Source organism: Pseudarthrobacter sp. Pseusp20, assembly GCF_059492155.1.
The window spans coordinates 3,893,255-3,917,256 of record NZ_CP168521.1 but is presented as its reverse complement, the minus strand read 5'-3'; the positions used below and the strand labels follow the sequence as shown (position 1 = coordinate 3,917,256).

The following is a 24,002-nucleotide window of genomic DNA, read 5'->3' as shown; positions in this document are numbered from 1 at the left end:
TAGTCACGTCCCCCTGCCACATGTAACAGAAAACGTTTTCTCAAAAACTAACAAAGGGCTGTACAGGAGTCAAGAAACCGTTTACTTTGGTACGGAGCCGCTTTCTAAAACGACGCTCCCGGCGGGCGGAACCGCTCCAGCCCTGGCGGGCATGCAGCGGGCCCCGCAAAGGGAGTCCCGATCCCCCATCGCCTGGCGATGACCGAAACGTGGAGGCCACGATGACCGAAGGAGACCACATGGCCGCAAAACATATTCCCAGGACGCGCCGTCCGGCCCAGTTGCCGGCCGCAGCGTGCCTGCTGTCCGTGACGGAGCAGCAACCGTGAGCGCCATCAGCGAACTGTCTTCGCTGAGCCGGCGGAAGGGCAAAGCCACCGCTGAGGAGAAGAAGGCCAACAGGCGGGACAACAAGGCCGCCTACATCTTCCTGCTCCCGTGGCTGGTGGGCCTGGTGGCCATCACCATCGGCCCCATGTTGATGTCCCTCTACCTGTCCTTTACGGACTACAACCTGCTGCAGCCGCCTGAATGGACGGGGCTGGACAACTTCACCAGGATGCTCAGCGATGCCCGGCTGCACAACTCGTTGCGGGTTACGTTCACGTACGTCCTGGTGGGTGTTCCACTGCAGCTGGCTGTTGCACTGCTGATCGCGCTCGTCCTGGATAAGGGGCTCCGCGGCCTTCCGTTCTACCGCTCGGTGTTCTACCTTCCGTCGTTGCTGGGCGGTTCGGTGGCCGTCGCCATCCTGTGGAAGCAGATCTTCGGTACCACGGGCTTGGTCAACCAGGTGCTGGCCATGTTCGGGATCCAGGGTCCCGGCTGGATCTCGGATCCCAGCACCGCCCTGGGATCCATCATCCTGCTGCACGTCTGGACCTTTGGCGCTCCCATGATCATCTTCCTTGCGGGGCTGCGACAGATCCCAAATATGTACTATGAGGCGGCCAGGGTGGATGGTGCCACCACGCTGCAGCAGTTCTGGCGGATCACCATGCCGATGCTGAGCCCGATTATCTTCTTCAACCTGGTGCTGCAGATCATCGGTTCGTTCCAGTCCTTCACCCAGGCGTTCATCGTCTCCGGCGGCAACGGCGGACCATCCGACTCGACGATGTTCTTCACCCTGTACCTCTACCAAAAGGGCTTCGGCCAGTTCGACATGGGCTACGCCTCAGCCATGGCGTGGGTGCTGCTGCTTATCATCGGCGTCTTCACCGCCATCAACTTCATCGCTTCTAAGTATTGGGTTTTCTATGACGACTAAGCTTGAGACGCTGCCCACCCCGGAGAAGAAGTCCGGGGGCGCCGGCAAGCCTACGAACCGCAAGCCCAGGGTCCGCGAGTCCCGGGGAACCCTGGCCTTCAGCCGTGCCCAGCGCAGCAAATCGCTGATGAAGCACGGCATTCTGATCCTCGCCGGCACGCTGATGATCTACCCGCTGCTGTGGATGGTGGTGTCCTCGCTGCGTCCGAACGAGATGATCTTCCGTGAACCGGGCCTGTGGCTGAACAGCCTGGAAATGAGCAACTACACGTCCGGATGGTCGGCCCTGACCCATCCGTTCGGCCACTACATGATCAACTCCGCGATCGTCGTGATTGGATCGATCCTGGGCAACCTGGTCTCATGCTCGATGGCTGCCTACGCGTTCGCCCGCCTGCAGTTCACCGCCAAGAAGCTGTTCTTCGGCATCATGCTGCTGACCATCATGCTCCCGTTCCACGTGGTGATCGTTCCGCAGTACATCCTGTTTTCGCAGATCGGCTGGGTGAACACCTTCTGGCCGTTGATCGTCCCCAAACTGCTCGCCACGGATGCGTTCTTCGTCTTCCTCATGGTGCAGTTCATCCGCGGCATCCCCAAGGAGCTTGACGAGGCCGCCAGAATCGATGGAGCCGGCCACCCGCGCATCTTCCTTCGCGTGATTCTGCCGCTGATGGTGCCGGCCCTGGCCACCACCACCATTTTCACCTTCATCTGGACCTGGAACGACTTCTTCGGCGCCCTGATCTACCTCACGGACCCGGACATGTTCACGGTTCCGGTGGCCCTGCGGGCCTTCGTGGATTCGCAGTCGGCCACGAGCTGGGGCTCCCTGTTTGCCATGTCCATCGTGTCCCTGCTGCCGGTTTTCCTGGTCTTCCTCTTCGGCCAGCGGTTCCTCATCAAGGGCATCGCCACCACCGGAATCAAATAACGGCAGGCCTCGCCCGTCGCCGCGGTACCACCCTGCACTATCTGTTCGAACGGCCCGTCGCCAGCGACGGGCCGTTCGTGCGTCACGGGACGGGCGCATTTCGTCCGCATCTTGTAATACAAGTAATGAACTTGTAGCATTAGGTACAGAAAGCGCTTTCGCGGACTGTGGCCGGCCTTCGAAACCTCGACGGCCATGCCACCGGCCAGCCCCAACATCACCGCACCTGGATCAAAGAAGATCGGAGTCAAACAGTGCCGCTATTTCCCCGTCCTGCATCCGCTGCCAAGCAGCCGGCAGGGGTACCACCTTCACGCCCATTGCGCCGAACCCGTACAGCAGGTGCGGTCGCCGCTGCCGTCGCCGCCGTCCTTGCCCTCAGCGCCTGCGGCGGGGGAGCCACTCCCCAGAACGCTGACGGAACCGTTGAGCTTCGCTTCTCCTGGTGGGGCGGCGACAAACGCGCCCAACTGACGCAGGAAGCCATCAAGCAATTCGAAGCCGAAAATCCCAAGATCAAGATCAAGCCGGAGTTTGGGGACTGGAGCGGCTACTGGGACAAGTTGGCCACGCAGGTGGCAGCCAACGATGCCCCGGACATCATTCAGATGGACGAGAAGTACATCACGGAGTACTCCAGCCGCGGCGCCCTTCTTGACCTGTCCAAGTACGACATCGACACGTCCAAGCTGGACGAGGCAGCACTCAACGCAGGCAAGGGCGAGAAGGGGCTGACGGGGATTGCCGCCGGCATTAACGCGGCCACCATCCTGGCCAATCCTGCCGTCTTCCAGGCTGCCGGGGTTCCGCTCCCGGACGATAGCAAGTGGACCTGGGACGACTTTGGCCGCATTGCGGCTGAGATCACCGCCAAGTCGCCCAAGGGGACCTACGGCGCTGCAGCCTATGGAACTGACGAGGCGTCCCTGGGTGTCTGGCTTCGGCAGAACGGCAAATCCCTGTATACCTCCGATGGAAAGCTGGGCTTCGAGCCGAGCGATATCGCCGAGTGGTGGGCATTCCTGAAGCAGCTGAGCCAGAAGAAAGCAGTCCCATCCGCGTCCGAGGTAGTGGAAGCCGAGGCTGCCCCGCTTGACCAGAGCGGATTGGCAACAGGCAAGAACGGAATGGCCTTCTGGTGGTCCAACCAGGCGCCGGCCCTGGAAAAGGCAAGCGGCGGGGACCTGAAGATCCTGCGGTTCCCCACCAAGACCGGCTCTGCCGCTGATGCAGGCCTCTGGTACAAAGCGTCGCAGTTCTGGTCAGCTTCCTCGCGCACCAAGCACCCGCAGGAAACGGCCAAGTTCATCAACTTCCTGACCAACAATGTCAAAGCCGGCGAGGCCCTCCTCGCTGACCGGGGTGTCTACCCCAACTCCGACGTGCGGGCCGCGATCCAGCCGAAACTCACCCCGGCCGATGTCAAGGTGGTCAAGTTCATCGACCAGATCAAAGACGAGCTCGGCGAGGCGCCGGCGCCGCCGCCGAAGGGAGCCGGTGCCATCCAGGAGATCATCAAGCGTTACACCTCTGAGGTCCTCTTCGAGCGCTTGTCCCCGGATGATGCCGGCAAGAAGGCCACCGACGAGATGAAGTCGGCCATCAGCAAGTAGGACTCCACACCGCCAACACGGCTCCGGACAACATGGGTGGGTGCCTCCCCACCCAGATGTCCGACGGCGGGTGGCAGCTCCGCCCCGGCGGGAACCGATGGTTCCTTTCCGGGGCGGAGTTGTTTAAAGCGCAGTTGTACGGCTGCCGGCTTGCTGCGCCTGGCTTTCAGCCACCACTGCGACGCCGCCGGCAGGAACTGTACCCGGAAACTGCTCACCGGTCAGCAGGTCCACACCGGCGGCTGTGACGGCGGCATCCGCCCGCGTGTGGTTGATCGCGAAGAGGAAGCTGCGCCCGTCGGCGGACCGGCGTCGCACCACTTCCACTCCGGGATCGGCAGTGGCAACGGGGGATACGCCTGATTCGGCCAGCAGTTTGTCAACCAGGGCCTCAATCCCGTCGGCATCGGGGAACGTGGCCAAGTACCAGGCAGCCCCGGAACCCACGGGCCGGCGGGTGAGGGAAGGGACGCCCTCCAGCGGGTATTCGGTGAAGGTCTGGATGGCCTCGGCGCCGGCAAGGTGCAGGTGTTCGCTCCAGACGGATGACACAGTGCCGTCGCCCAGCTTCAGCTGCGCCCCGGCCAGCAGCGGATGGAACTCCTCCACCCTTACGCCCAGGAGCTCACGGAAGGCGCCCGGATAGCCGCCCAGCCGCACATGGTCCTGCATGTCCACCATCCCGCTGAAGTAGCTGACCAGCACCGTTGCGCCGGAGTCGGCCGCAGCGGCGACATTGTCAGCGGACTCATCGGACGCGGCGTACAGCGTGCACACCAGCACCAGGTCGTAGCCTTGCAGTGACGTTGACGGATGCACCAGGTCCACGGAGACTCCGCGCAGGACCAACGACCGGTGGAACGCCCGCAGCAGGTCCAGGTACTTCACGTCGATGCTCGGCTTGGAGTCGATCTCAGTGGCCCACCAGGCCTCGTAGTCGAACACAATGGCGGTACGCGACTGGACCCGCGAACCGCGCACGGGTTCGAGGCGTTTCAGTGCCGCGCCGAGCTCCACCACCTCACGCCACACCCGCGTGTCCCGTCCGCCGTGCGGGACCATCGCTGAATGGAATTTCTCGGAGCCCACATAGCTCTGCCGCCACTGGAAGAACATCACGGCGTCGGCCCCGCGTGCCACGTGCGACAGTGAATTGCGCAGCATCTCGCCGGGCATCTTGGGCTGGTTGCGCGGCTGCCAGTTAACGGCCGACGTCGAATGCTCCATCAGGATCCACGGGTCGCCCCCCGAGATACCACGGGTGAGGTCCGCGCTGAACGCGAGTTCCAGGTGGCGTTCCGGGTCCGCGGCCACAAGGTAGTGGTCGTTGGCGATGACGTCCAGGTCTTTGGCCCAGCTGAAGTAGTCCATGGATTTGGTGGCACTTGAGGCCATCAGGTTGGTGGTGCAGGGGATGTCCGGGGTCACCTCGCGAAGGACGGCCACCAGCTCTCGGTAGTAGTCCATCAGCGCCCACGAGTTGAACCGCTGGAAATCCAGTTGCTGGCCCGGGTTCAGGGTGGACGGGGCGACGGCGGGCGGCAGGATTTCGTCGAAGGAGCCGTAGTTCTGGGACCAGAATGCCGTGCCCCAGGAGGCGTTCAAGGCATCGATGCTCCCGTACCGGCGTTCGAGCCAGGCGCGGAAGGCGGCTGCGTCCTCTTCCCCGTAGAACTCCGAGACGTGGCAGCCCAGTTCGTTGTCAACGTGCCACAGCGCCAGCGCGGGGTGATTCTTGTACCGTTCGGCGAGTGCGCGCGTGATCCCGGCGGCGTAGCGGCGGTACACGGCCGACGACGGCGTGTAGTGCCGCCGTGAGCCTGGTCCCAGCACGGTCCCGTCAGCCGTTACCGGCAGGATTTCCGGGTGTTTGCGGACCAGCCAGGCGGGAGGCGCGGCGGTGGCGGTGGCCAGGGCCACTTTAACGCCGACCCCGGCGAGGTTGTCCATGACTTCGTCCAGCCAGCCGAACTCGTAGTGCCCTTCCGCGGGTTCCAGCAGGGCCCAGGAGAAGATGCCGACGCTGAGGAAATTCACGCCCGCTTCCTGCATGAGTTCCAGATCCTCCAGCCGGACACCCGCGGGCCATTGCTCGGGGTTGTAGTCGCCCCCGAATGCGATGCCCCCGACGTTGCTCCAAACTTTGGACGGGCGGGTGCTTTCCTGCTGTGTCATGGGACTCCTTTGTCGACTGAGGTGCTGCCTTACAGTAAGGAAACGCTTTCTTGGAAAACGCTTGCCTGAGGGCTTGGAAAACGCTTGCCCATTGATCCGAATGCAGCTATTGTATCGTTTCAGAAGCCATGTTAGCCAGCTCACTACTTACGTTGTAGACCGAGCCAGGCCAGGCACCCGTAGAGCAAGGAGGCTCCCGTGATCAACAGAAGGCATTTCCTCACAACCGTGGCCATCGGCACCGCATCTGCCGCAGCCCTGGCAGCCTGTGGGAACGGAGGCAGCTCGTCCGGCCAGACCGGATCCGCTGAAAAACCCGTGACCATCAACTACACCTGGTGGGGCAACGACGACCGCGCCGAGCGGACCCGCAAAGCCATCGCCCTGTTCGAGTCGAAGAACCCGGACATCAAGGTCAACGGCAACTTCACGGACTTTGCCGGCTACTGGCAGAAGCGCGCCACCGAAGCGGCAGGCGGCGGCCTGCCTGACGTGATGCAGTGGGACCTGTCCTACCTGCGCGATTACGGCCAGCGCAACCAGCTCCTGGACCTGGGCACAGTGAAGATCGATACCTCCGCGTTCGAGAAATCACTCCTGCCGTCCGGCCAGATCAAGGGCAAGACCTACGGCATCCCCACCAGCACCAACGCCTTCGCGGTCTACTACGATCCCGCCAAGCTGGCCTCCCTGGGCATCGCCGAACCCACCGGTAAGTGGACCTGGTCCGAATTCCAGGCATTCCTTAAGGAAGTTGGGGACAAAGGCAACGGCACCCTGTACGGCTCCACGGACTTCACCGGCGTGTGGTGGCAGTTCAACATTTGGCTCCGGCAGAAGAACATCCAGGCTTTCACCAGCGACGGGAAGCTGGGATTCAGCAAGGACGACCTGAAGACCTGGTGGAACCTCAACTCGAAGCTGCGCGGCACCCAGGCCCTCGTGCCGGAAGACCGGGTAACCCAGCTCAAGCCCAAGTCGCCGTTCGGCTCCAACGTCAGTGCCGCCGAGGTTACCTGGGACAACTTCATGGCCGGATACCTGGCCGACAGCGGTGCCAAGCAACTCAAGCTGGTACCGGTACCCTCGGACGACCCGAACAACCTGGGCCTGTTCCTGAAGCCGTCCATGCTGATGGTGGCCAGCGCCAAGACCAAGTTCAAGGACGCTGCCGCACGCTTCATCGATTTCATGGTCAACGACCCCGAGGTGGGCCAGATCTTCAAGACCTCCCGCGGCGTTCCGGCCTCCAAGACCCAGCGCGACGGCACCACGTTCGATGGCGCCGACAAGCTGGTGGTTGATTACGAGAAGTCCATCGAGCAGTACCTCAAGGACGCACCCGAGCCGCCCATCGTCGGTTTCGGCACGCTCGAAGCGTCGTTCGGCCGGATCGCCTCCGACCTCAACTACGGCAAGCTCACCGTTGACGGTGCCGTCGACGCGTGGTTCAAGGAAGCCGAAGACCTCATCAAGCAGAATGCCTGATCCGGCCAGTGCCGATCGAGTGTTCACGACTGACGGATTGAACTCGTGACTCAAAGCCCAACCCTGAGCAGGCGCCAGGGGCACTCCGGTACCGCGCTGCCGCGCAAGTCGCGGCAGCGCGGGGCGGATGCCCGCGCCGGTTACACCTTCCTGCTGCCCTGGCTGCTGGGTTTCATCGCCCTGACGGTCGGGCCGATGATCTCCTCGCTGTACCTGTCGTTCACCAACTACAACCTGTTCGAGCCGCCCAAGTGGATCGGCTTCGACAACTACGCCACCCTCTTCCAGGACGAGCGGTTCCTGCAGTCCGTGGGCGTGACCCTGTCCTACGTGGTCTTCGGCACCCCGCTCAAGCTCGCCGCGGCCTTGGCGGTGGCGATGCTGCTGAACAGCAAGCGCCGCGGCCAGGGCTTCTACCGGTCGGCTTTCTACGCCCCGTCCCTGATTGGGGCCTCGGTGTCCATCGCGATCGTCTGGAAGGCCATGTTCGGCGATTCCGGACCCGTTGACCAGGGCCTGTCCTTCTTCGGGATCAACATCGGCGGCTGGGTGGGGAATCCGTCCATGACCATGCCCATGATGATCCTGCTGACCGTGTGGCAGTTCGGCGCCCCGATGGTGATCTTCCTGGCCGGCCTGAAGCAGATCCCGGGCGAACTCTACGAAGCAGCATCGATGGACGGTGCCGGTCCTGTCCGGAAGTTCTTCAACATCACCTGGCCCATGCTCTCCCCGGTGATCTTCTTCAACCTCCTGATGGAAACCATCCACGCGTTCCAGATCTTCGCGTCGGCGTACATCATTTCCAACGGTGAAGGCGGCCCCGCCGGATCCACCCTCTTCTACACCCTCTACCTGTACCTGCGGGGCTTCAGCGACTTCCGGATGGGCTACGCCTCAGCCATGGCATGGTTGCTGGTGATCGTGGTAGGCATCATCACCCTGATCTTCTTCCGCACGTCCAAGTCCTGGGTCCACTACAGCGGTGATGCAAAATGACAACCACGGCAACCCCCGTCCAGCCGGCCCCGGGCGCCACCGCCCCGGCCTACAACCCGAAATCCGAATCCAGCAGCGCAAAACGCGCCAAGAGCACCATCTTCCACGCCGCAGCGCTCGTGCTGACCTGCGTGGTGCTCTACCCGGCCCTGTGGATGATCGCCTCCGCGTTCAAACCCAACTCGGAAATCGGCGGCCAGAACACCTCGCTGTGGTCCAACAACTTCAGCCTTGACAACTTCGCCACCGCGATGGACGGCATCGGCGGGGTCTCCACCCTGCAGTTCTTCACCAACTCGCTGATCCTGGCCGTCGGCGCCGTTGTGGGCACCATCCTCTCAGCGAGCGTGTCCGCCTACGCCTTCGCCCGGATCACGTTCCCCGGCCGCAGCGTGTTCTTCGGCATGATGATCGCCACCTTGCTGCTGCCGTTCCACGTGGTGATCATCCCGCAGTACATCATCTTCCAGCAGCTCGGACTGGTGGACACCTACGTCCCCCTGCTCATCGGCAAGTTCCTCGCCGGAGACGCGTTCTTCGTGTTCCTTATGGTCCAGTTCATGCGAAACCTCCCCGCCGAACTCGACGAAGCAGCCCGCATCGACGGCGCAGGGCACGTCCGGATCTTCACCTCCATCATGCTGCCCCTGATGAAACCGGCCCTGATCTCGACCTCGATCTTCTCCTTCATCTGGAGCTGGAACGACTTCCTGGGCCCGCTGCTCTACTTGAACACCCCCGACAAATACCCGCTGCCCCTGGCCCTGCGCCTCTTCGTGGACCAAACCCAGTCTTCGGACTACGGCGCCATGATCGCCATGTCCGTCCTGGCCCTGCTCCCCGTGCTGATCTTCTTCCTGATCTTCCAGCGGTACATCGTCGAAGGCGTTTCCACCCAGGGCCTCAAGGGCTAACGGTCAACGGAGAGAAAAATGAGCATCATGGACAGCACCACACCGGCAGCCCACCAGCACGAGCCCATCCCGGTGAACAGGTTTGCCCTGTTCTCCGAAACCCTCCTGGCAGGACTGCTGGTGCTGGTGCTGTCCATCCCGCTGGTCACTATGCCCGCCGCCTACGCCGCCGGCATCGCCCACCTGAAACGCCACCTGGCGGGCCGGGATGATTCGGTCCGCGGACTCTGGAGCCTCTTCAAGGAGGCCCTGCCGGGCAGCTGGAAGCTGGGCCTCACGACGGCGGCTGCCGCCGTCGTGATTGTCCTCAACCTCCTGCTGGCCTGGGTGGGGCAGCTTCCCGGCCGTGGTGTGGTGCTGCCTGCCACCCTGCTCCTGGCGGCCGGGGCGGCGATCGTGCTGCTCCGCACCGCCTCCGCCTGGTCCGACGGACAGCCCACCGGCGCCACCGGCAACAACATGTGGCACCAGGCCCTCCGTACCGGCAAGGACATCTCCCTGCGCGACTGGACCGGTTCGCTGCTCCTCGCGGCCGCGCTGTTCTGCGCCGTGGTGTTCGTCTGGATGCTCGCGGCGCTCTTCGTGGTAGTCCCCGGCACCCTGATCCTCGCCGCGGCCGCAGTCAAACTCCGTTCCCACCGCACCCTCCGGTAGCTGTGGCTTCCCGACGAACCCGTTCCGAACCCGCCGCCAGTCCCGGTACCACCCGGGCCCGCTGGTACCACCCCCTCAGCCAACACAATTACCGTCTGTTCCTGGCCATGCAGCTGGCCGGGAGCCTTGGCGTGTGGATGCAGCGGCTGGCGCAGGACTGGCTGGTGCTGCAGCTGACCGGAAGCCCCGCGGCGGTGGGGGCCGCCGTCGCCCTGCAGTTCCTGCCCATGCTGGTGGTGGGCCCGCTGGCCGGACTGGTGGTGGACCTCTTCCCCAAGCGCCGGATCATGATGGTGTGCCAGTCCGTCATCGTGCTCCTGGGCCTTGGGCTGGCGGCATGGGCGGCAAGCGGCACCCTGACCGTCTGGGTGGTCTACGGCAGCTGTATCGCCCTGGGCGTCACCGCCGCAGTGGACCAGCCCACCAGGCAGGTCTTCGTCAATGAAGTGGTGGGCGACGCCGCCCTGCGCCCGGCGATCGGACTCAACAACGCCCTGTCCCAACTGGGCGCCATGGCCGGGCCTGCGCTGGGCGGCATCGTGATTGCGCAGGCAGGACCGGCGGCCGCGTTCGCTTTGAATGCGTTGATCGGGGTTGCGGTGCTCGGCCTGATTGCCGGCATCCGGTTGCACGAACTGCACCCCGGCGCACCGGCCGAAAGGGGCCGGGGCCAGGTCCTTGCCGGCTTCCGGTATGTCCGGGAGAGGCCGCGCCTGCTGCTCCTTATTGTGTTGGCCGGGCTGCTGGGCGCCTTTGGCATGAACGGGCCGGTGGTCCTTGCCGCCTTTGCCGAGCGGGTGTGGCACAACGGGGTGGAAGGCTTTGGCCTGTTCAACACGGTCAGCGCCTTGGGCGCACTGGCAGGCGCACTCCTGGCGGCACGGCTGGGCAACATGGGCCGAAAGGGCATCGTGGCCGCGGCGGCCCTCTTCGGGTTGTCCCAGCTGGTGGCCGCGCTCATGCCCACCCTGGTGCTGTTCGTGGCGATGCTGCTGGTGGTGGGTGTGATGACGCTGCTGTTCCTGACCTCCGCCGCCACGGCCGTCCAGCTCGAAGCCGGTCCCGCTATCCGCGGCCGGGTGATGGCCCTGTATTTGCCGCTCCTGCTGGGCGGCCATGCCTGCGGCGGCCTCCTGGCCGGCTGGCTGACCGAGCAGTTCGGTGTCCGGGCCGGGCTGGTGGTCACCGGCTGCCTGGGCATGCTGTCCGCCGTGGTCATCGGCTTCCTGCTCTGGCGGCACGGGCGGCGCACCCGTCCTCCCGTGGCAACTACCGGGCCGTAAACGTCCAGGTGCCGGTGTGCACGCGGAATTCCCTGGCGGCGCCGGCCGCTGCGCGCAACGGGACGGAAGGTACGACGACGGCATCCGCGGAGGGCCCCTTCACCCCGTAGGCGCCGTCGGGCAGCCGGACGATTGCCGTGGTTCCGGGCGGAATGGTGCATTCCAGTACCACCAGGCCGCCGCGCCGGTGCCAGCCGGCCTGAACGTATCCGTTGCCGGTAGGGACGCTGCCGCGGGCATGCTCCAGCCGGCAGAGCGGTGGTTCGACCACTACTTCGGTGCCGCCGGCCACGGCGTACCGGATGCCGAGCAGGTGCTCAAGGATCTCCTTGAGCACGGACGCGGACCAGGCATGCGACTGGCTGTAGTCGCTGCCGTCAACCAGGTCCCACGCCTCCCACGTGAAGGTGGCCCCGCGGTCCAGGAGCCGTGCCCAGCCGGGCTGCCCCTCGCCGGTGAGCAGGTCCAGCACGGCGTCCGTCATGCCCTGGTCCACCAGCGCGCGGACCAGCCGGTGGACCGTCATGGGTCCCTGCCGCATTCCCATTCCGGCAATCCGGGCGGCATCCGCAGCAGCATAGGCGGGGTCAGTGATGCCGAGCGACAGCGGGAAGGACGTGGCGTGCTGGGAAGCGTGGGAACTGGGTGTCCCGTCCTCGTGGAGCCCGTCCACCATCACCCCGCCAACGCGCAGCCGGCTGCGGATCGCGCCGGCCAGGGTGCGGGCCATGCCGGCATAGTGGGCCGCCGCGTCCTGTTCGCCGGCCGCGCCGCAGAGCCGGGCGGTGGACACCAGGGCCGAGTAGGCCTGGGCGTTGACGGTGGTTTTGGCCGCGCAGTCCATGTCGTAGCCGAACCGGCCGGGCGCCGGCCAGTCGACGATGCCGTGCAGGTAGGGTCCGGAGCCGCCGCCCAGCCTGGTGACCAGTCCCGCCGTCGGGCCCTCCGCCGGAATGTACCGGAGCGCATAGTCGGCCGTGTCGCGCAGGTGCGGCAGCAACTCCCGGACCAGGGCAAGGTCACCCGTGCGCAGGTGATACTCCTCCGCCCATTCCGGCAGCATCAGGGAAAAATCGGGGATGTCGCGCTTCCCGTCGCCGTTGGGATAGACAGCGTTGTAGCGCCCCTTCTCCTCCCCGTCATGCCAATAGCGGCAGGCTGACCAGGCGAACTCCCGGAGCGCCTGCGCCGTATAGGCGTGTTCGCCGAACAGCGCCATGGTGGCATAGGAAATGTTCGCGGCGTCGGCCAGGAACTGGCCTTTTTCCCGGGTGGGAGTGTCCACGAACTGTTCCTGGATGCCATGCAGCGCAGAATCGCGGAGCAGGCCGAACACCGCGTCCAGGGTTGGGTCCGAACTGCTGAAGCTGCCCTCGGCGGGGTGGCTGGCATGGACGATGGCGGCGCCAACGCGTGAGACTTCCGCGGCATCCACGCCGGGAAGCTCGAGGTAGCGGAAGCCCAGATGCACTGAGGCCCGGTACTGCTGGGGCCCGGAAGCCTGGGTGTAGGGGAAGGACATGTCGGTGTTCTGGCTGGCGGTCTTCCCGGCGTCCACCCTGCCATCGGGGCGCAGGACGTAGCCGGCCCGGAGCATCACGGTGCGCCCGGGCACCCCGTCCAGGAAGTCCACCTCCGGCCGCGCGGCGATGACCTGGCCAAAGTCGGCAACCATTGTGCCGTCGTCGGCCGTCAGGAACTGCCGTGGCGCCACGAACCCGCCGGCAAGGAAGGTCCTGCGGGGGTGCAGCCGGGGAAAGTCCGACGACGGGTGGCCGGCAATGGGGATGGCGGCCGGCAGGTCAAAAGCCGCGTCAAGGGACGCGGCTGCCTGTCCGTCGAGGTGCTCGACGGGATCGCCCTCGTCGTTGCGGTAGCCGGCCTGGCGGTACGGCGCCTCGCCGGCGGACCAGCCAGGGCCCGAGGTAAGGATTTCCCGGCGCCCGTCGTCGTAGTCCACGGTGAGCCGGATCAGGAGGCCGGGGATGCCGGCGGCGCGGCCTTGGCCCGGGCCGTACCAGTGAAGCAGGGCCGTCACCGGCACGGGCGTGTCCGTGGGGTGTCCGGCGAGGAGCTCCGTAAGGTCGGCGGCGTCGTAATAGCCCTCGCCGGGGTAGCCGAACGAGGTGGTGCTGAGGCAGTGCGTTCCTGCCACGGAGAACTGGGCGTGATGGTGGGCTGCGGCGTAGAGCCGGGCACGCCGCACGGTCCCGCCGAGTGTGAAGGTGGTCCGGAACAGGGTCCACTCATCCGGCTGGCGGTGAAGGGTGGTTCCGGGCCAGTGCGCCAGGCATGCCAGGGCCTGGTCAGCGTCCGTGTCGAAACGGTGGTCCAGCAGCAGGTTTTCGCGTCCACCGGCAGTCCCGGCGACGCGCAGGGAGGCGTACTCGGCCTGGCTCCGCGGGCCCTGGTGCAGCGCAAGCATGGCTGCGCCGCCTTCGTCAACAGGGAGGTCAACCGCCAGCAGTTCGGCGCCGTCCACGGCGACGCGGATGATCCGGCCATCATCGCTGACCGCAAGGTTCCGCCAGGCGCCGCCGGACGCCGCGTTGGTGGCCTGGGCGCTGGCTATTAATGCCGTCTCCGGAGCCGCGGGGGAGGGGATCTCCCATGCCGGGGCGTGGCGGAGCACCACTTCCCCCGTGGCACCCAGTTCCAGCAGCAGGCCGGTTCCGGGGCAGCTGCTGCGCAGGAGCAGGCCGGCCCGGCCCATCACGGGGCGTACCCGGGCCTCAAGCCGGAAGCTGGGCAGCGCAGGGCAGGGAACAGGGAGGAAGGGGGAACCTGCCACCCGGAGTGCGTGGTCGAGCACTTCCAGCGGGGCCCGTCCACCCGGGGCCCGTCCCATCCAGCCGGCCCGCCACGAACTGTCCGTGAGGCCGGTGCTGAAGGGCTGGAGGGCGGACCAGGGACCGGGGACACCGGTGGCGTCCCGGATGCGCACGCGCCAGGCGTAGTCGGTGTCCTCGTCAAGGCGGGAACCGCTGTACGGAACCCCACGCTGGGAGGAGGCCGGCACCTGCCCCGAGTTCCACAGCACGGCGCCCAGGGCATCCTGGACCTCAAGCTCGTAGCCGGTCTGCCGCGCAAGGGCGGGATCGCCGTCGTCGTCCTGCCCCAGCTGCCAGCTGAACTGAGGTGACAGTGCGGCGGTCAGGCACGAGGCAAGCCCGTCCGTCAGGAGGTTGATGGCGTGGAGCTGCCCTGCGTCTTCCGAAATCGCTGCGGCCTCGCGGTCTGGGGCTTCCTCCACGCCCCTCATGAGGCCGGGATTTCGAAGGAAGTTGGTTTGGCGGCAGCCCAGGGGAGGCCAAGCTCACTGAACGTGGCATGCTGCCGGCCGGCGCGCTCCAGGGCGTCCTCGATGCCAACCACCACGGCATGGGCTGCATCGCCTTCGCCTTCCCACCGGACATGCGCTGGATCGATGGGAACGGGACGCGGTGCTGTCCTGACGGCCTCAAGCACCAGCATGAACGCCCCGCTGTCCAGCAGGCTGCTGATCAGCGGAACGCCGTGGGCCCGGTGGGCCAGGAGGTTCTCCGTCAGGTCGTCGCGGCCGTAGGTCTCCTCCGTGCGCCCGGACGCCGTCTCGATGGTGAGCCGGTCCTCGGTGTAGTGGAACACCGCACTGCCGGCCGAGCCCTGAAGGGTGACATAGGGCTCCACGGATTCCGACGCGCAGATGGTCAGGGCGCAGGTGATCGGCAGGCCCGTAGCGGTGCGGATCCGGATCACGGACGTGTCATCCGACTCGATGTCGTTGGCACGGTACAGGTCGGTCTCCACGGAAGCGAGGTCCGCGGTGGTGCGCGCCCCGGCAATCCGCAGCGCGGTTGCCACGGCGTGCGCAAGTGGATTGGTGGCAACACCATCCACCACGTCCACCCCATTGATGCTCCGTTTTCCCGCCCAGCGGGAGCGCTTGAAGTAGGCCTTGTCCCGCACCCAGCGGCCGGTGGCGGAGATGCCTTCCAGGGTTCCGATGGTTCCGGCGGCAACCAGTTCTTCGATGGCTTTCAGGGCGTGCGAGCCGAGGCTTTGAAAGCCGATTTGTACCTCCCGGCGCGGTTGCGATGCCGCCGAACACAGCCGGTTGAAGTCCACGAGGGAGGCCACGGGAGGCTTCTCCAGGTACAGCTCAGCGTCCGTTGAGAGGGCGGCCAGGGCCAGCGGGGCATGGGTCTGGATGGGCGTAGCCACAATGATCAGGTCCAGGTCCCGGGTCGCCTCGAGGAGGTCATCGAGCCCCTGGTAAACAGCGGCCGACGGCGGGACGGCGCCGGGTGCCGGCGGCTGCGGGTCCGCCACGGCCACCAGTTCAACGCTCCCGGCCGCCTGGAGGCGTTCGAGGTTCCGAAGGTGATGGGTGCCAAAGCCGTGCACCCCCACCAGGGCAATCCTTGCCGCAGCAGGTGCGGCGACTGTCCCGGCGCCGCCGCCGGCGGCTTCCGTTGCTGTTCCCAATGGTTCTCCGTTCTGCCCGGGCACCGGCCTGCGGGTACCAGCATCGAGGTGCGCAGCAGTCCAGCAAGCGCTTTCCACCTTTTAGTGTGCGGTATGCAGGCGTCCCCCGTCCAGCTATGTAACGATTCAAAATTCCGCTTGACCCGGGTGTGGAGGGAGGGCTAGATTTTCGAGGAACCGATTACTGGCGTGATGCGGACCACTTTCCGCTTCGCCTCTGCAACGATGGAGAAGGGGGATTGCGGCATGCTGTCCGGAACCTTGAGTGCGCGCGCCTACTCATTTTTTGACACGCTCGTATGGATAGCCTGCCTCAATCTGCTGTGGATCGCCTTCACCGTTCTGGGTCTGGGGGTCTTCGGTGCTGGACCGGCTACTGCCGCCGCCCAGATTGCGGTGCGCAAGCGGGCCGCTGGGGACGCCGCTCCTCTGCTGCGTGGCTTCACCGCCGCATACTTCCGGAGCTTCCCCAGGGCGAACATGCTTTCACTCCCGGTCATGGCCATCGCAGCGGCGCTTGTCCTGAACTGGAACTACTTCTCCCGGGGCGCAGGCCTCTTTTCGCAGCTCATGGCGGCCGGCATTTTCGTTGCGGCGATCTTCGTGGCCGGTGCCGCCTGCTACGTGTTCCCCATGTATGCGCGGTATGAGCTCCCAATGGCGCAGTACCTGCTGGTGTCCTCCCGGTTTGCGGTGCGGCACCTGGCGGGAACGGTGATCCTGCTCTTTGTTTCGGCCGCGGTGGTTTATGCCAGCGGCAGCCTTCCGGGCCTGATCCCGTTCTTCAGTATCGGCGTCTGGCTCTACCTCACCGGCTGGTTGTGTGACCGCTTCTTCACCGCCAATGACGCGGCCGTAGCAGCTGTGGCGGAACCAGCCGTCCCGCCAGCCCTCCAGCAGGCCTCGACTGCCTGACTTCCCCCGGGCAGCCGGCCGCTTGCATTGATGTGGCCCAGACCTGCCCGGACACGTGACTGAAACGTATCAACAAGGGGCGGAACAACCCCCAAGTACCCCAACGAAGTGGAAAAGGAAGAATATGATCCGCAGGAAACTTTCCCTGGCCGCCGCCGTCGTCACCGCCACGGCACTGAGTCTCACGGCCTGCAGCGGGAGCAACACTCCCGCTGCGGACCTCACCTCGGTCTCCATCATGGCCCCGTTCCTGGAGGCGCAGCCGCCAGCAGCGGACGGCGCGGTCCAGAAGAAGCTGGAAGAACTGACCGGCAAACAGGTCAAGATCAACTGGGCCCCCAACGCCTCCTATGAGGACAAGACCAACATCACGCTGGCCGGATCCGACATCCCGCAGGTCATGGTGATCCAGGGCAAGACACCCGGCTTTGTGAAGAACGCCCAGGCCGGCGCCTTCTGGGACCTCACGGACAAGCTGGACAAGTACCCCAACCTCAAGACAACTCTTCCGGACATCCAGAAGAACGCCAGCGTCAACGGCAAGGTCTTTGGGGTATTCCGGGGCCGCGCCCCCATGCGTACGGCCGTCATGTTCCGGCAGGACTGGCTGGACAAGCTGGGTCTCCAGCCGCCCAAGACCGTGGAGGACCTGTACAAGGTGGCCAAGGCCTTCACCGAACAGGACCCGGACGGCAACGGCCAGAACGACACCTACGGCATCACCATCCCTAAGTGGGGTGCGCTGGGCACCAACAGCCCCTACGACGTGATTGAGGAGTGGTACGGCGCGGGGAACCGCTGGACGGAGCGGGACGGGAAACTCATCCCCAGCTTCGAAACGGACGAATTCCTCGAGGCGGACCGGTTCATCAAGAAGATGGTGGACGAAAAACTCATCAACCCGGACTTCGCCACCTTTGACAGCACCAAGTGGAACGAACCGTTCTTCAACGGAAAGGGCGGCATCATTGTCGACGTCGATTCCCGGGTGAGCGTGCTGATCAACCTGTTCAAGCAGGCAGACCCCAACAACTTCCAGAACAAGGTGGGCTTCGTGGGCAACCTCGAAGGACCCGACGGCGAACTGCACGCGCACCCCACCGACGGCTACTCAGGATTCCTGGCCATTCCCAAGGCCAGTGTCAAGAGCGAGGCCGAGCTGGGCAAGGTCCTGCAGTTCCTGAACACCATGAACGGCAAGGACGTGGCCGTCCTGCTGAACAACGGCATCGAAGGCGTGAACTTCACGGTGGAGGACGGCAAAGCGGCCACCATCAAGCCCGAGACCGCTGAGGGCAAGGCTGTGACCACCGATATCAAGAGCTACGCGCAGCTTGGCATGAATGTGGCGGGCAACCAGTTCTACCCGGTCAAGCAGCCCACCGACTACGAGCAGCAGGTGTTCGACAAGCGCACCGAAGTGATGGCGGAAGACTTGAAGAGCGCCGTCTACAACCCGGCCGCCCCCTACGTCTCAGAAACCTACGTTGCCAAGGGTGCGCAGCTGGACAACATTGTGGCCGATGCGCGCATCAAGTACCTCGCCGGCCAGATCGATGAGCAGGGCCTCAAGGACGCCATCAAGCTGTGGGGCACCAGCGGCGGCAACAAGGTCAAGGAAGAGATCAACAAGCTGTGGCAGGACAACAAGTAAATGGCAGCCCCTGTCATTGACACCCTCGCCGGGGAGCAGACGCGCGGGAATGCCACCGCTCCCCGGACCGGGGGCAGGTTCTCTGTCCATTTCGCCCACTACAAGTGGCTGTACCTGCTGCTCCTGCCCGGTGTGGTGTACTTCGCGGTGTTCCGCTACGCCCCCATGTACGGGGTGTCCATCGCGTTCAAGGATTACGTCCCGTTCCTTGGCGTGAACGGCAGCCCCTGGGTGGGGTTCCGGAACTTCGAGGACTTCTTCGCGAACCCCGACTTTCCCCGGCTGCTGGGCAACACCCTGATCCTGGCCTTCCTGAACCTGGGCGTGGCCTTTCCGCTGACCATCATCCTGGCGCTGCTGCTCAACGAGGTCCGGCTGTCCATCCTGAAGCGTACGGTCCAGACGCTGGTGTATATCCCGCACTTCCTGTCCTGGACCATCGTGGCATCGCTGAGCTTCCTGCTGTTCGCGTTGGATATTGGCCCGCTGTTCCAGCTCCTGAACAACGTCCTGGGCACCCACATTGATTTCCTGTCCGACCCCGCGTGGTTCCGGCCCCTGATCGTGCTGCAGGAAATCTGGAAAAACACGGGCTGGGGGACCATCATCTTCCTGGCGGCTCTGTCCACCGTGGACCAGGACCAGTATGAGGCGGCGATCATCGACGGCGCCGGCCGGTTTCGGCGGGTCTGGCACATCACCCTTCCCGCGATCCGTTCCACGATCATCGTGATGCTGATCCTGGCCATCGGGCAGATGCTCAACACGGGCTTCGAGCAGATCTACCTGATGACCAATGCCCTGAACCGGGAAGTGGCGGATGTCTTTGACACCTACGTCTACTTCGTGGGCATCACCCAGGGTGCCTACAGCTACTCCACCGCGGTGGGCCTGTTCAAATCCCTGGTGGGCATTTTGCTGATCTTCGGCACCAACGCCCTGGCCAAGCGATTCAACCAGAGCGGACTGTTCTAGCCATGAAAATCCACAACACCCGCGGCGGCCGCGTCTTCGATGCCGTCAACTACGTCTTCCTGTCCCTGATCGGCATCATCACGCTGTTGCCGTTCGTCTACGTCTTCGCCGGGTCCTTCGCCAACGAAGCCGAGATCACCCGCCGGGCCTTTTTCGTGTGGCCGGAGCAGTTCACCCTGGGCTCCTACGAATACATCTTTGCCACCCCGGCGTTCATCCGCGCTCTGGTGACCACCATCCTGGTCACCGCGGTGGGCACCCTGGTCCAGCTGGCCTTCACCGTGACCATGGCCTACCCGCTGGCCAAGAAAACCCTCCGCGGCAGGAACGTCATCCTGTCCCTGGTGGTTTTCGCAATGGTTTTCTCCGGCGGCATGATCCCTACCTTCCTGCTGGTCAAGGACCTGGGCCTGCTCAACACCTACTGGGCCCTGATCCTGCCCGCGGCCATCAACCCGTTCAGCCTGATCATTATCAAGAACTTCTTCCAGGAACTCCCCGCGGAGCTTGAGGAATCAGCCAAGATGGACGGCGCCACCGAGATTGGGATTCTCTGGCGGATCCTGCTGCCGCTGTCCAAACCGGTCCTGGCAACGTTCGCGCTGTTCTACGCCGTGGGCATCTGGAATGACTTCATGTCGCCCCTGCTCTACCTCAGCGACAACTCCAAGTGGACGCTCCAGATGTACCTCCGCCAGGTCACCGCCGCCTCGGACCTGCTGGGAACCGGCAACGTGGACCCCAACTACATTCCGCCGGAACAGGGCATCAAGTTCGCCGTGATCGTCGTGGCTACTTTGCCCATCCTTATTTTCTATCCGTTCCTGCAAAAGCACTTCGCCAAGGGCATGCTCATCGGTTCCGTGAAAGGCTGATCCGCCCGTTGAGGAAAGACACCATGAAGATCCTGCTGGCCGGAGATTCCACCGTGGCCAACTGTCCCACCCATGAGTTCCCCATGAGCGGCTGGGGTGCACACCTGCCTCCGCTCACGTACAGGTGGGGAGCGGTCCACAACTTCGCCAAGGGCGGGGCCAGCACGGAGTCCTTCCGCGATGACGGGCTGTGGGCGGCGCTGCTGGCGGAGGCCGGTGAAGGCGACGCGGTGCTCATCCAGTTCGGCCACAACGACCAGAAGAAGCAGCACCTGGCCGCCCGGACCGGCTACGCGGCCAACCTGCGCGCCATGGTGGGGGAGGTCCGGGACCGGGGCGCGGCTGCGGTGCTGTGCACCTCCGTGGAGCGGCGGCACTTCCTGGACGCGCCGTCGTCGGACGCTGTCCTGGCGGAAAGCCTGGAGGACTATCCGGAGGTGGTCCGCGAACTCGGCCTGGAGCTGGCGGTCCCCGTCGTGGACCTGAATGCCTGGACCCGGCGCCTGTACCGCCGGCTGGGGCCGGACAGATCCCGGGAGCTCTTTTGCCACTTCGGGCCCGGGGAGCACGCACATTGGCCTGCCGGCCTGGCGGACAACACCCATTTTTCCCAGTCCGGGGCTGCGTTGGTGGCGGGGGAAGTGGCCCGGCAGCTTGGTTCGCTGGGATACGGCGCGGCCGGCACCAAAGAGTTAAGTACGACGGCGGGACGCGGCTAGGTGGGCACGACGGGCTTGGAGACGGGCATCCTCTACAGCAACCCGCTGGCAGGACCGGATGACGTGGCCGGTTGGGTGGCGGAAGGGCCGCTGCGGATGGGGAGCCATGAAGGAGCCCTGGAGCTGTCCGGCGCACTGGACGACCAGGAGTTCGGCGACCACGCGCATTGGACGGTCTGGTGCCCCCGGGACTTCCCGGACGGCATCCGCATCAGCTGGGACTTCCGGCCGCTCGCGGAGCCCGGCTTGGCCATGCTGTTCCTTGCAGCCACAGGACAGGCCGGGCTGGACCTGTTCAGCCCGGCCCTTGCGCCCCGGACGGGCTTCTATCCCCAGTACCACTCCGGCGACATCAACACCCTGCACGTCTCCTACTTCCGGCACAAGCACCCGTCCGAGCGTGCCTTCCGTACCTGCAACCTGCGCAAGAGCGCGGGATTTGAGCTGGTGGCGCAGGGTGCGGACCCGTTGCCGCCCGCGGAGGATGCCGCCGGCTTCTACCGGCTGGAGGTGGTGAAGGACGGGCCCCGGGTGGCATTCTCCATCAACGGCCTGCTCCTCTTTGAGTGGGACGATCCCTCGGGAAGGGTGCTTGGCGGCGGCCGGATCGGGTTCCGGCAGATGGCTCCGCTCCGGGCTGCCTACCGGAACCTGGTGGTGGAGAGGCTTTAGGGACAGCGCAAAACTTGGGGGGACAGCGCAAAAGCGGACGGCCTCGAAGGGCCGCCCGCTCCTGGCAATACCTGGTTGTTGGAGTGCTGGCAGACTACAGTCCCAGGACCCGGTTGAGCAGGTTGGCCAGGCCGCTCAGGCCGGTCCCGCCGTCCAGGAGTCCGGTGATGGCGCACAGGAGGTTGCCCACCAGCTTGCCTGCGCCGGACTGCGCCACGATGTCCAATACCACCTGGTTCAGGTCGACGTTGAGTCCCAGGACATCGAGGTGAAGCGGGCCGAGGACAAGGTTCACCACGTCGCAGCCGCCACCGCCGCCGCCGGCCATGGTGGTGGGTGCAGCAGCGGCGGTTGTGGTTACCGTCTGGCTCACCTGGGTGGCCTTGCCGGCAAGGTCGGTGAAGGTGCCCTGCACCAGGCCGGTCACCATGAGCTGGCCGTCCTGGGCATCGAAGCCGGTGGGAGTGAAGGAGCCCGCAAAGCTGCCTACGCCCTCGATGGTCTGGTTGATGGTGCCCGTAACGCCGGCAACCTTTGATGACTGGGAGGCGGCAGAAGGAGCCGCGGGTGCTGCTGCCGTGGCCGGGCCTGCCATGCCAAAGAGCATGGCGCCGGAGAGGGCGAGAGCGGTGATTGAAGCTGAGACCTTGGTTCGCATTTTCGGTAAATCCTTTCAGCGCCGGGTGGCGGCGCAATGAATCCTCCGAGGCTCCGCCCCCATGGAGAACCCCGGCGAAACTGTTTATTTCAAATGCAGTTCATTTCAAATGCAGCCTCGACGGGCCGCGACACGTGGCGTTTGACTGGTGATCCAGGCCACGGGCACGTCGACCAACCTATTAGTAAGCATGCTGATCAGTCAAGCCCGTCGGAGGGCAGGCCCGTGGTCCGGGGAGTGGCGCGCGCCTGGCTGTCCATGCGTGGGGCAAGATAGAGGGGTTCAGCAACTGCCCACTGGAGGGAGGCGGCGTCATGGAGCCCGTAACGGTCGACGGTGGCAAGGGCACCGTGGAATTGCGCACCGATGGCATCATCCATCTCATTTGGGAACCTCGTGTCCGGATAGAACTCCAGGATGCGCAGGCGGCCATGGCGACGGTGAACCGGATAGCCGGGGATGGCAGCTACCCCATGCTGGTGGATATGGCCACCACGGAGGCCGTCAGCAGGGATGCGCGGTCGGTCTTCTCCATTCCATGTGCGGCCAACCGCATCGCGCTGCTCGGGGCAAGTCCGGTGGACCGGATCATCGCCAACTTCTTCCTGGGAGTCCATATTCCACCCTGCCCCACCCGCTTTTTCACTTCGCGGGATGAGTCCATGAAGTGGCTGCAGCAGGGCGGAAACTAGCCTGGCCGGTGGGGTTGTCAGCCGGCGGTCGGTGCCGTGCTCTGCCGGATGACAAGCTCAGGCGTGAAGACCACTGACCGGTGGACGGGGTTCTGGGACTCCACTTCCTCGGCCAGCAGCTCGATGGCTGTCCGGCCCAGCAGCTCGGTGGGCTGGCGGATGGAGGAGAGCGGCACCACGGCGGAGACGGCAAAATCGATGTCGTCGTAGCCGATCAAGGCTACGTCCTCAGGAATGCGGAACGTATGCGTCATGGTCAGTGACTGCATGACACCCAGGGCCAGAAGATCGTTGGCGCAGAAGATCCCGTCCGGCAGGTCCGCCCGGCCGCGCTGCACCAGCATGTCGCCCACGCTGCGTCCCGCAAGGACCGTCTGCCCCTTTGAATCCAGCACCTCCAGCGTGGCGTCCGGTTCCTCTTTCACGGCCCGCCGGGCACCCTGGAGGCGGTCCGCCACCTGCCGGATGGAGGTGGGGCCGCCAACGAAGGCGAGCCGGCGGCGGCCGGTGTCCAGCAGGTGCCGGGCTGCGAGGTACCCGCCGGCGTCGTCATCCACTGCGACTGAACTGAACTTTGATTCGTCAGCCAGCCGGTCCACCAGTACCGTGGGCACCCCGCGCTCGCGGAGGAGGTCCAGCCGCTCCGTGATGTCCCCCACCGGCGAAATCAACAGGCCCTGGACACGCTGCTCCTGGAAGAGGTCGATGTAATTGGCCTCCCGGCCGGCGTTGTGGCCGCTGTCGCCCAGCAGGACGGCGCTTCCCTGCAGTGCGGCAGCGTCCTCGGCGGCGCGGACCACGGAGGTGAAGAAGGGGTTGCCGACGTCCAGGACAATGAGTCCGATGGTGCGGCTGTGGCCCGCGCGGAGTTGCCGGGCGGCGTCGTTTCGGACAAAGCCAAGTTCATCGATGGCGCGCAGGACCCGTTCCTTGGTCCGTGCCGACACCCGGTCCGGATAATTCAGGACGTTCGACACCGTCCCCACGGCCACGCTTGCATGGTTGGCCACGTCCTTGATACTGGCTGTGCGGTTCATCGATTCTC

General features: G+C 65.0%; 21 protein-coding genes. 15 read left to right on the top strand and 6 right to left on the bottom strand.

The window, feature by feature from the left end; all coding sequences use genetic code 11:
* The first annotated feature begins 325 nt into the window (after positions 1-325).
* The 3 genes from ACEN9K_RS18195 to ACEN9K_RS18185 all read left to right on the top strand — a co-directional run bounded on the left by ACEN9K_RS18195 (position 326) and on the right by ACEN9K_RS18185 (position 3,817).
* Positions 326-1,270, top strand: a complete 945-nt coding sequence (locus ACEN9K_RS18195) for a carbohydrate ABC transporter permease (RefSeq protein ID WP_018761806.1) — start codon at positions 326-328, stop codon at positions 1,268-1,270.
* Positions 1,260-2,204: a carbohydrate ABC transporter permease gene (locus ACEN9K_RS18190; RefSeq protein ID WP_018768928.1), complete on the top strand. Its 945-nt coding sequence runs from the start codon at positions 1,260-1,262 to the stop codon at positions 2,202-2,204. The genes ACEN9K_RS18195 and ACEN9K_RS18190 overlap by 11 nt, the downstream gene beginning before the upstream one ends.
* A 254-nt stretch (positions 2,205-2,458) precedes the next feature.
* On the top strand, positions 2,459-3,817 hold the full coding sequence (locus tag ACEN9K_RS18185; RefSeq protein WP_026265709.1) for an ABC transporter substrate-binding protein: 1,359 nt from the start codon (positions 2,459-2,461) through the stop codon (positions 3,815-3,817).
* A gap of 123 nt (positions 3,818-3,940) precedes the next feature.
* Here the strand turns inward: ACEN9K_RS18185 and ACEN9K_RS18180 are convergent, their stop codons facing one another.
* Entirely contained in the window at positions 3,941-5,992 is a 2,052-nt protein-coding gene (locus tag ACEN9K_RS18180; RefSeq protein WP_495634805.1) for a beta-galactosidase, read from the bottom strand.
* Between the two features lie 198 nt (positions 5,993-6,190).
* Between ACEN9K_RS18180 and ACEN9K_RS18175 the strand changes: the two genes are divergently transcribed.
* Genes ACEN9K_RS18175 through ACEN9K_RS18155 form a run of 5 tightly spaced genes read left to right on the top strand, consistent with a single transcriptional unit; the run spans position 6,191 to position 11,330 of the window.
* Complete coding sequence (locus ACEN9K_RS18175; protein ID WP_056392636.1) at positions 6,191-7,480, top strand: ABC transporter substrate-binding protein; 1,290 nt, start codon at positions 6,191-6,193, stop codon at positions 7,478-7,480.
* A 45-nt stretch (positions 7,481-7,525) separates the two neighbouring features.
* Positions 7,526-8,479: a carbohydrate ABC transporter permease gene (locus ACEN9K_RS18170; RefSeq protein WP_018768924.1), complete on the top strand. Its 954-nt coding sequence runs from the start codon at positions 7,526-7,528 to the stop codon at positions 8,477-8,479.
* A complete protein-coding gene (locus ACEN9K_RS18165) occupies positions 8,476-9,393 on the top strand; it encodes a carbohydrate ABC transporter permease (protein ID WP_495634804.1) in 918 nt (305 codons plus the stop codon). Before ACEN9K_RS18170 ends, ACEN9K_RS18165 begins: the two co-directional genes overlap by 4 nt.
* An 18-nt stretch (positions 9,394-9,411) precedes the next feature.
* Positions 9,412-10,047, top strand: coding sequence for a Poxvirus protein I5 (locus ACEN9K_RS18160; protein WP_495634803.1), 636 nt, complete (start codon positions 9,412-9,414; stop codon positions 10,045-10,047).
* Positions 10,048-10,049: 2 nt separating this feature from the next.
* Positions 10,050-11,330, top strand: a complete 1,281-nt coding sequence (locus ACEN9K_RS18155; protein WP_495634802.1) for an MFS transporter — start codon at positions 10,050-10,052, stop codon at positions 11,328-11,330.
* Here the strand turns inward: ACEN9K_RS18155 and ACEN9K_RS18150 are convergent.
* Positions 11,317-14,592 (bottom strand): family 78 glycoside hydrolase catalytic domain, encoded by a 3,276-nt coding sequence (locus ACEN9K_RS18150; protein WP_495634801.1) that lies wholly within the window; start codon positions 14,590-14,592, stop codon positions 11,317-11,319. The two genes, ACEN9K_RS18155 and ACEN9K_RS18150, sit on opposite strands and share 14 nt — an antisense overlap.
* The gene (locus ACEN9K_RS18145) at positions 14,589-15,797 is read right to left on the bottom strand and encodes a Gfo/Idh/MocA family protein (protein ID WP_134164119.1); all 1,209 of its coding nucleotides are present in this window, start codon (positions 15,795-15,797) and stop codon (positions 14,589-14,591) included. The genes ACEN9K_RS18150 and ACEN9K_RS18145 overlap by 4 nt, the downstream gene beginning before the upstream one ends.
* A gap of 192 nt (positions 15,798-15,989) precedes the next feature.
* Between ACEN9K_RS18145 and ACEN9K_RS18140 the strand changes: the two genes are divergently transcribed.
* From ACEN9K_RS18140 to ACEN9K_RS18115, 6 genes are all read left to right on the top strand, one after another.
* The gene (locus tag ACEN9K_RS18140; protein WP_223992630.1) at positions 15,990-16,712 is read left to right on the top strand and encodes a YesL family protein; all 723 of its coding nucleotides are present in this window, start codon (positions 15,990-15,992) and stop codon (positions 16,710-16,712) included.
* A 124-nt stretch (positions 16,713-16,836) separates the two neighbouring features.
* The gene (locus tag ACEN9K_RS18135; protein ID WP_018768917.1) at positions 16,837-18,366 is read left to right on the top strand and encodes an extracellular solute-binding protein; all 1,530 of its coding nucleotides are present in this window, start codon (positions 16,837-16,839) and stop codon (positions 18,364-18,366) included.
* Entirely contained in the window at positions 18,367-19,341 is a 975-nt protein-coding gene (locus ACEN9K_RS18130; protein WP_018768916.1) for an ABC transporter permease, read from the top strand.
* A gap of 2 nt (positions 19,342-19,343) precedes the next feature.
* The gene (locus tag ACEN9K_RS18125; protein ID WP_018768915.1) at positions 19,344-20,216 is read left to right on the top strand and encodes a carbohydrate ABC transporter permease; all 873 of its coding nucleotides are present in this window, start codon (positions 19,344-19,346) and stop codon (positions 20,214-20,216) included.
* Between the two features lie 23 nt (positions 20,217-20,239).
* The gene (locus tag ACEN9K_RS18120; RefSeq protein ID WP_018768914.1) at positions 20,240-20,935 is read left to right on the top strand and encodes a rhamnogalacturonan acetylesterase; all 696 of its coding nucleotides are present in this window, start codon (positions 20,240-20,242) and stop codon (positions 20,933-20,935) included.
* Positions 20,936-20,950: 15 nt separating this feature from the next.
* Positions 20,951-21,607: a DUF1961 family protein gene (locus ACEN9K_RS18115; RefSeq protein WP_223992629.1), complete on the top strand. Its 657-nt coding sequence runs from the start codon at positions 20,951-20,953 to the stop codon at positions 21,605-21,607.
* A gap of 94 nt (positions 21,608-21,701) precedes the next feature.
* Here ACEN9K_RS18115 and ACEN9K_RS18110 read toward each other — a convergent pair whose 3' ends face one another.
* Complete coding sequence (locus ACEN9K_RS18110; protein ID WP_223992628.1) at positions 21,702-22,265, bottom strand: ABC transporter substrate-binding protein; 564 nt, start codon at positions 22,263-22,265, stop codon at positions 21,702-21,704.
* Positions 22,266-22,462: 197 nt separating this feature from the next.
* Positions 22,463-22,645: a hypothetical protein gene (locus ACEN9K_RS18105; protein ID WP_018768911.1), complete on the bottom strand. Its 183-nt coding sequence runs from the start codon at positions 22,643-22,645 to the stop codon at positions 22,463-22,465.
* On the opposite strand from ACEN9K_RS18105, the gene ACEN9K_RS18100 reads away from it, so the two are divergent.
* Positions 22,580-22,957, top strand: a complete 378-nt coding sequence (locus ACEN9K_RS18100) for a DUF7793 family protein (protein ID WP_043424831.1) — start codon at positions 22,580-22,582, stop codon at positions 22,955-22,957. The genes ACEN9K_RS18105 and ACEN9K_RS18100 overlap by 66 nt on opposite strands.
* A gap of 17 nt (positions 22,958-22,974) precedes the next feature.
* On the opposite strand, the gene ACEN9K_RS18095 is transcribed toward ACEN9K_RS18100, so the two are convergent.
* The gene (locus tag ACEN9K_RS18095) at positions 22,975-23,994 is read right to left on the bottom strand and encodes a LacI family DNA-binding transcriptional regulator (RefSeq protein WP_223992627.1); all 1,020 of its coding nucleotides are present in this window, start codon (positions 23,992-23,994) and stop codon (positions 22,975-22,977) included.
* Positions 23,995-24,002: the final 8 nt, after the last annotated feature.

Bases quoted from the DNA above. Each gene is read 5' to 3' on its own strand.
- ACEN9K_RS18190 (WP_018768928.1), top strand. From the start codon at position 1,260: ATGACGACTAAGCTTGAGACGCTGCCCACCCCGGAGAAGAAGTCCGGG.
- ACEN9K_RS18180 (WP_495634805.1), bottom strand. From the start codon at position 5,992: ATGACACAGCAGGAAAGCACCCGCCCGTCCAAAGTTTGGAGCAACGTC.
- ACEN9K_RS18165 (WP_495634804.1), top strand. From the start codon at position 8,476: ATGACAACCACGGCAACCCCCGTCCAGCCGGCCCCGGGCGCCACCGCC.
- ACEN9K_RS18160 (WP_495634803.1), top strand. From the start codon at position 9,412: ATGAGCATCATGGACAGCACCACACCGGCAGCCCACCAGCACGAGCCC.
- ACEN9K_RS18150 (WP_495634801.1), bottom strand. From the start codon at position 14,592: ATGAGGGGCGTGGAGGAAGCCCCAGACCGCGAGGCCGCAGCGATTTCG.
- ACEN9K_RS18140 (WP_223992630.1), top strand. From the start codon at position 15,990: ATGCGGACCACTTTCCGCTTCGCCTCTGCAACGATGGAGAAGGGGGAT.
- ACEN9K_RS18135 (WP_018768917.1), top strand. From the start codon at position 16,837: ATGATCCGCAGGAAACTTTCCCTGGCCGCCGCCGTCGTCACCGCCACG.
- ACEN9K_RS18130 (WP_018768916.1), top strand. From the start codon at position 18,367: ATGGCAGCCCCTGTCATTGACACCCTCGCCGGGGAGCAGACGCGCGGG.
- ACEN9K_RS18125 (WP_018768915.1), top strand. From the start codon at position 19,344: ATGAAAATCCACAACACCCGCGGCGGCCGCGTCTTCGATGCCGTCAAC.
- ACEN9K_RS18120 (WP_018768914.1), top strand. From the start codon at position 20,240: ATGAAGATCCTGCTGGCCGGAGATTCCACCGTGGCCAACTGTCCCACC.
- ACEN9K_RS18110 (WP_223992628.1), bottom strand. From the start codon at position 22,265: ATGCGAACCAAGGTCTCAGCTTCAATCACCGCTCTCGCCCTCTCCGGC.
- ACEN9K_RS18100 (WP_043424831.1), top strand. From the start codon at position 22,580: ATGGAGCCCGTAACGGTCGACGGTGGCAAGGGCACCGTGGAATTGCGC.
- ACEN9K_RS18105 (WP_018768911.1), bottom strand. From the start codon at position 22,645: ATGGATGATGCCATCGGTGCGCAATTCCACGGTGCCCTTGCCACCGTC.
- ACEN9K_RS18095 (WP_223992627.1), bottom strand. From the start codon at position 23,994: ATGAACCGCACAGCCAGTATCAAGGACGTGGCCAACCATGCAAGCGTG.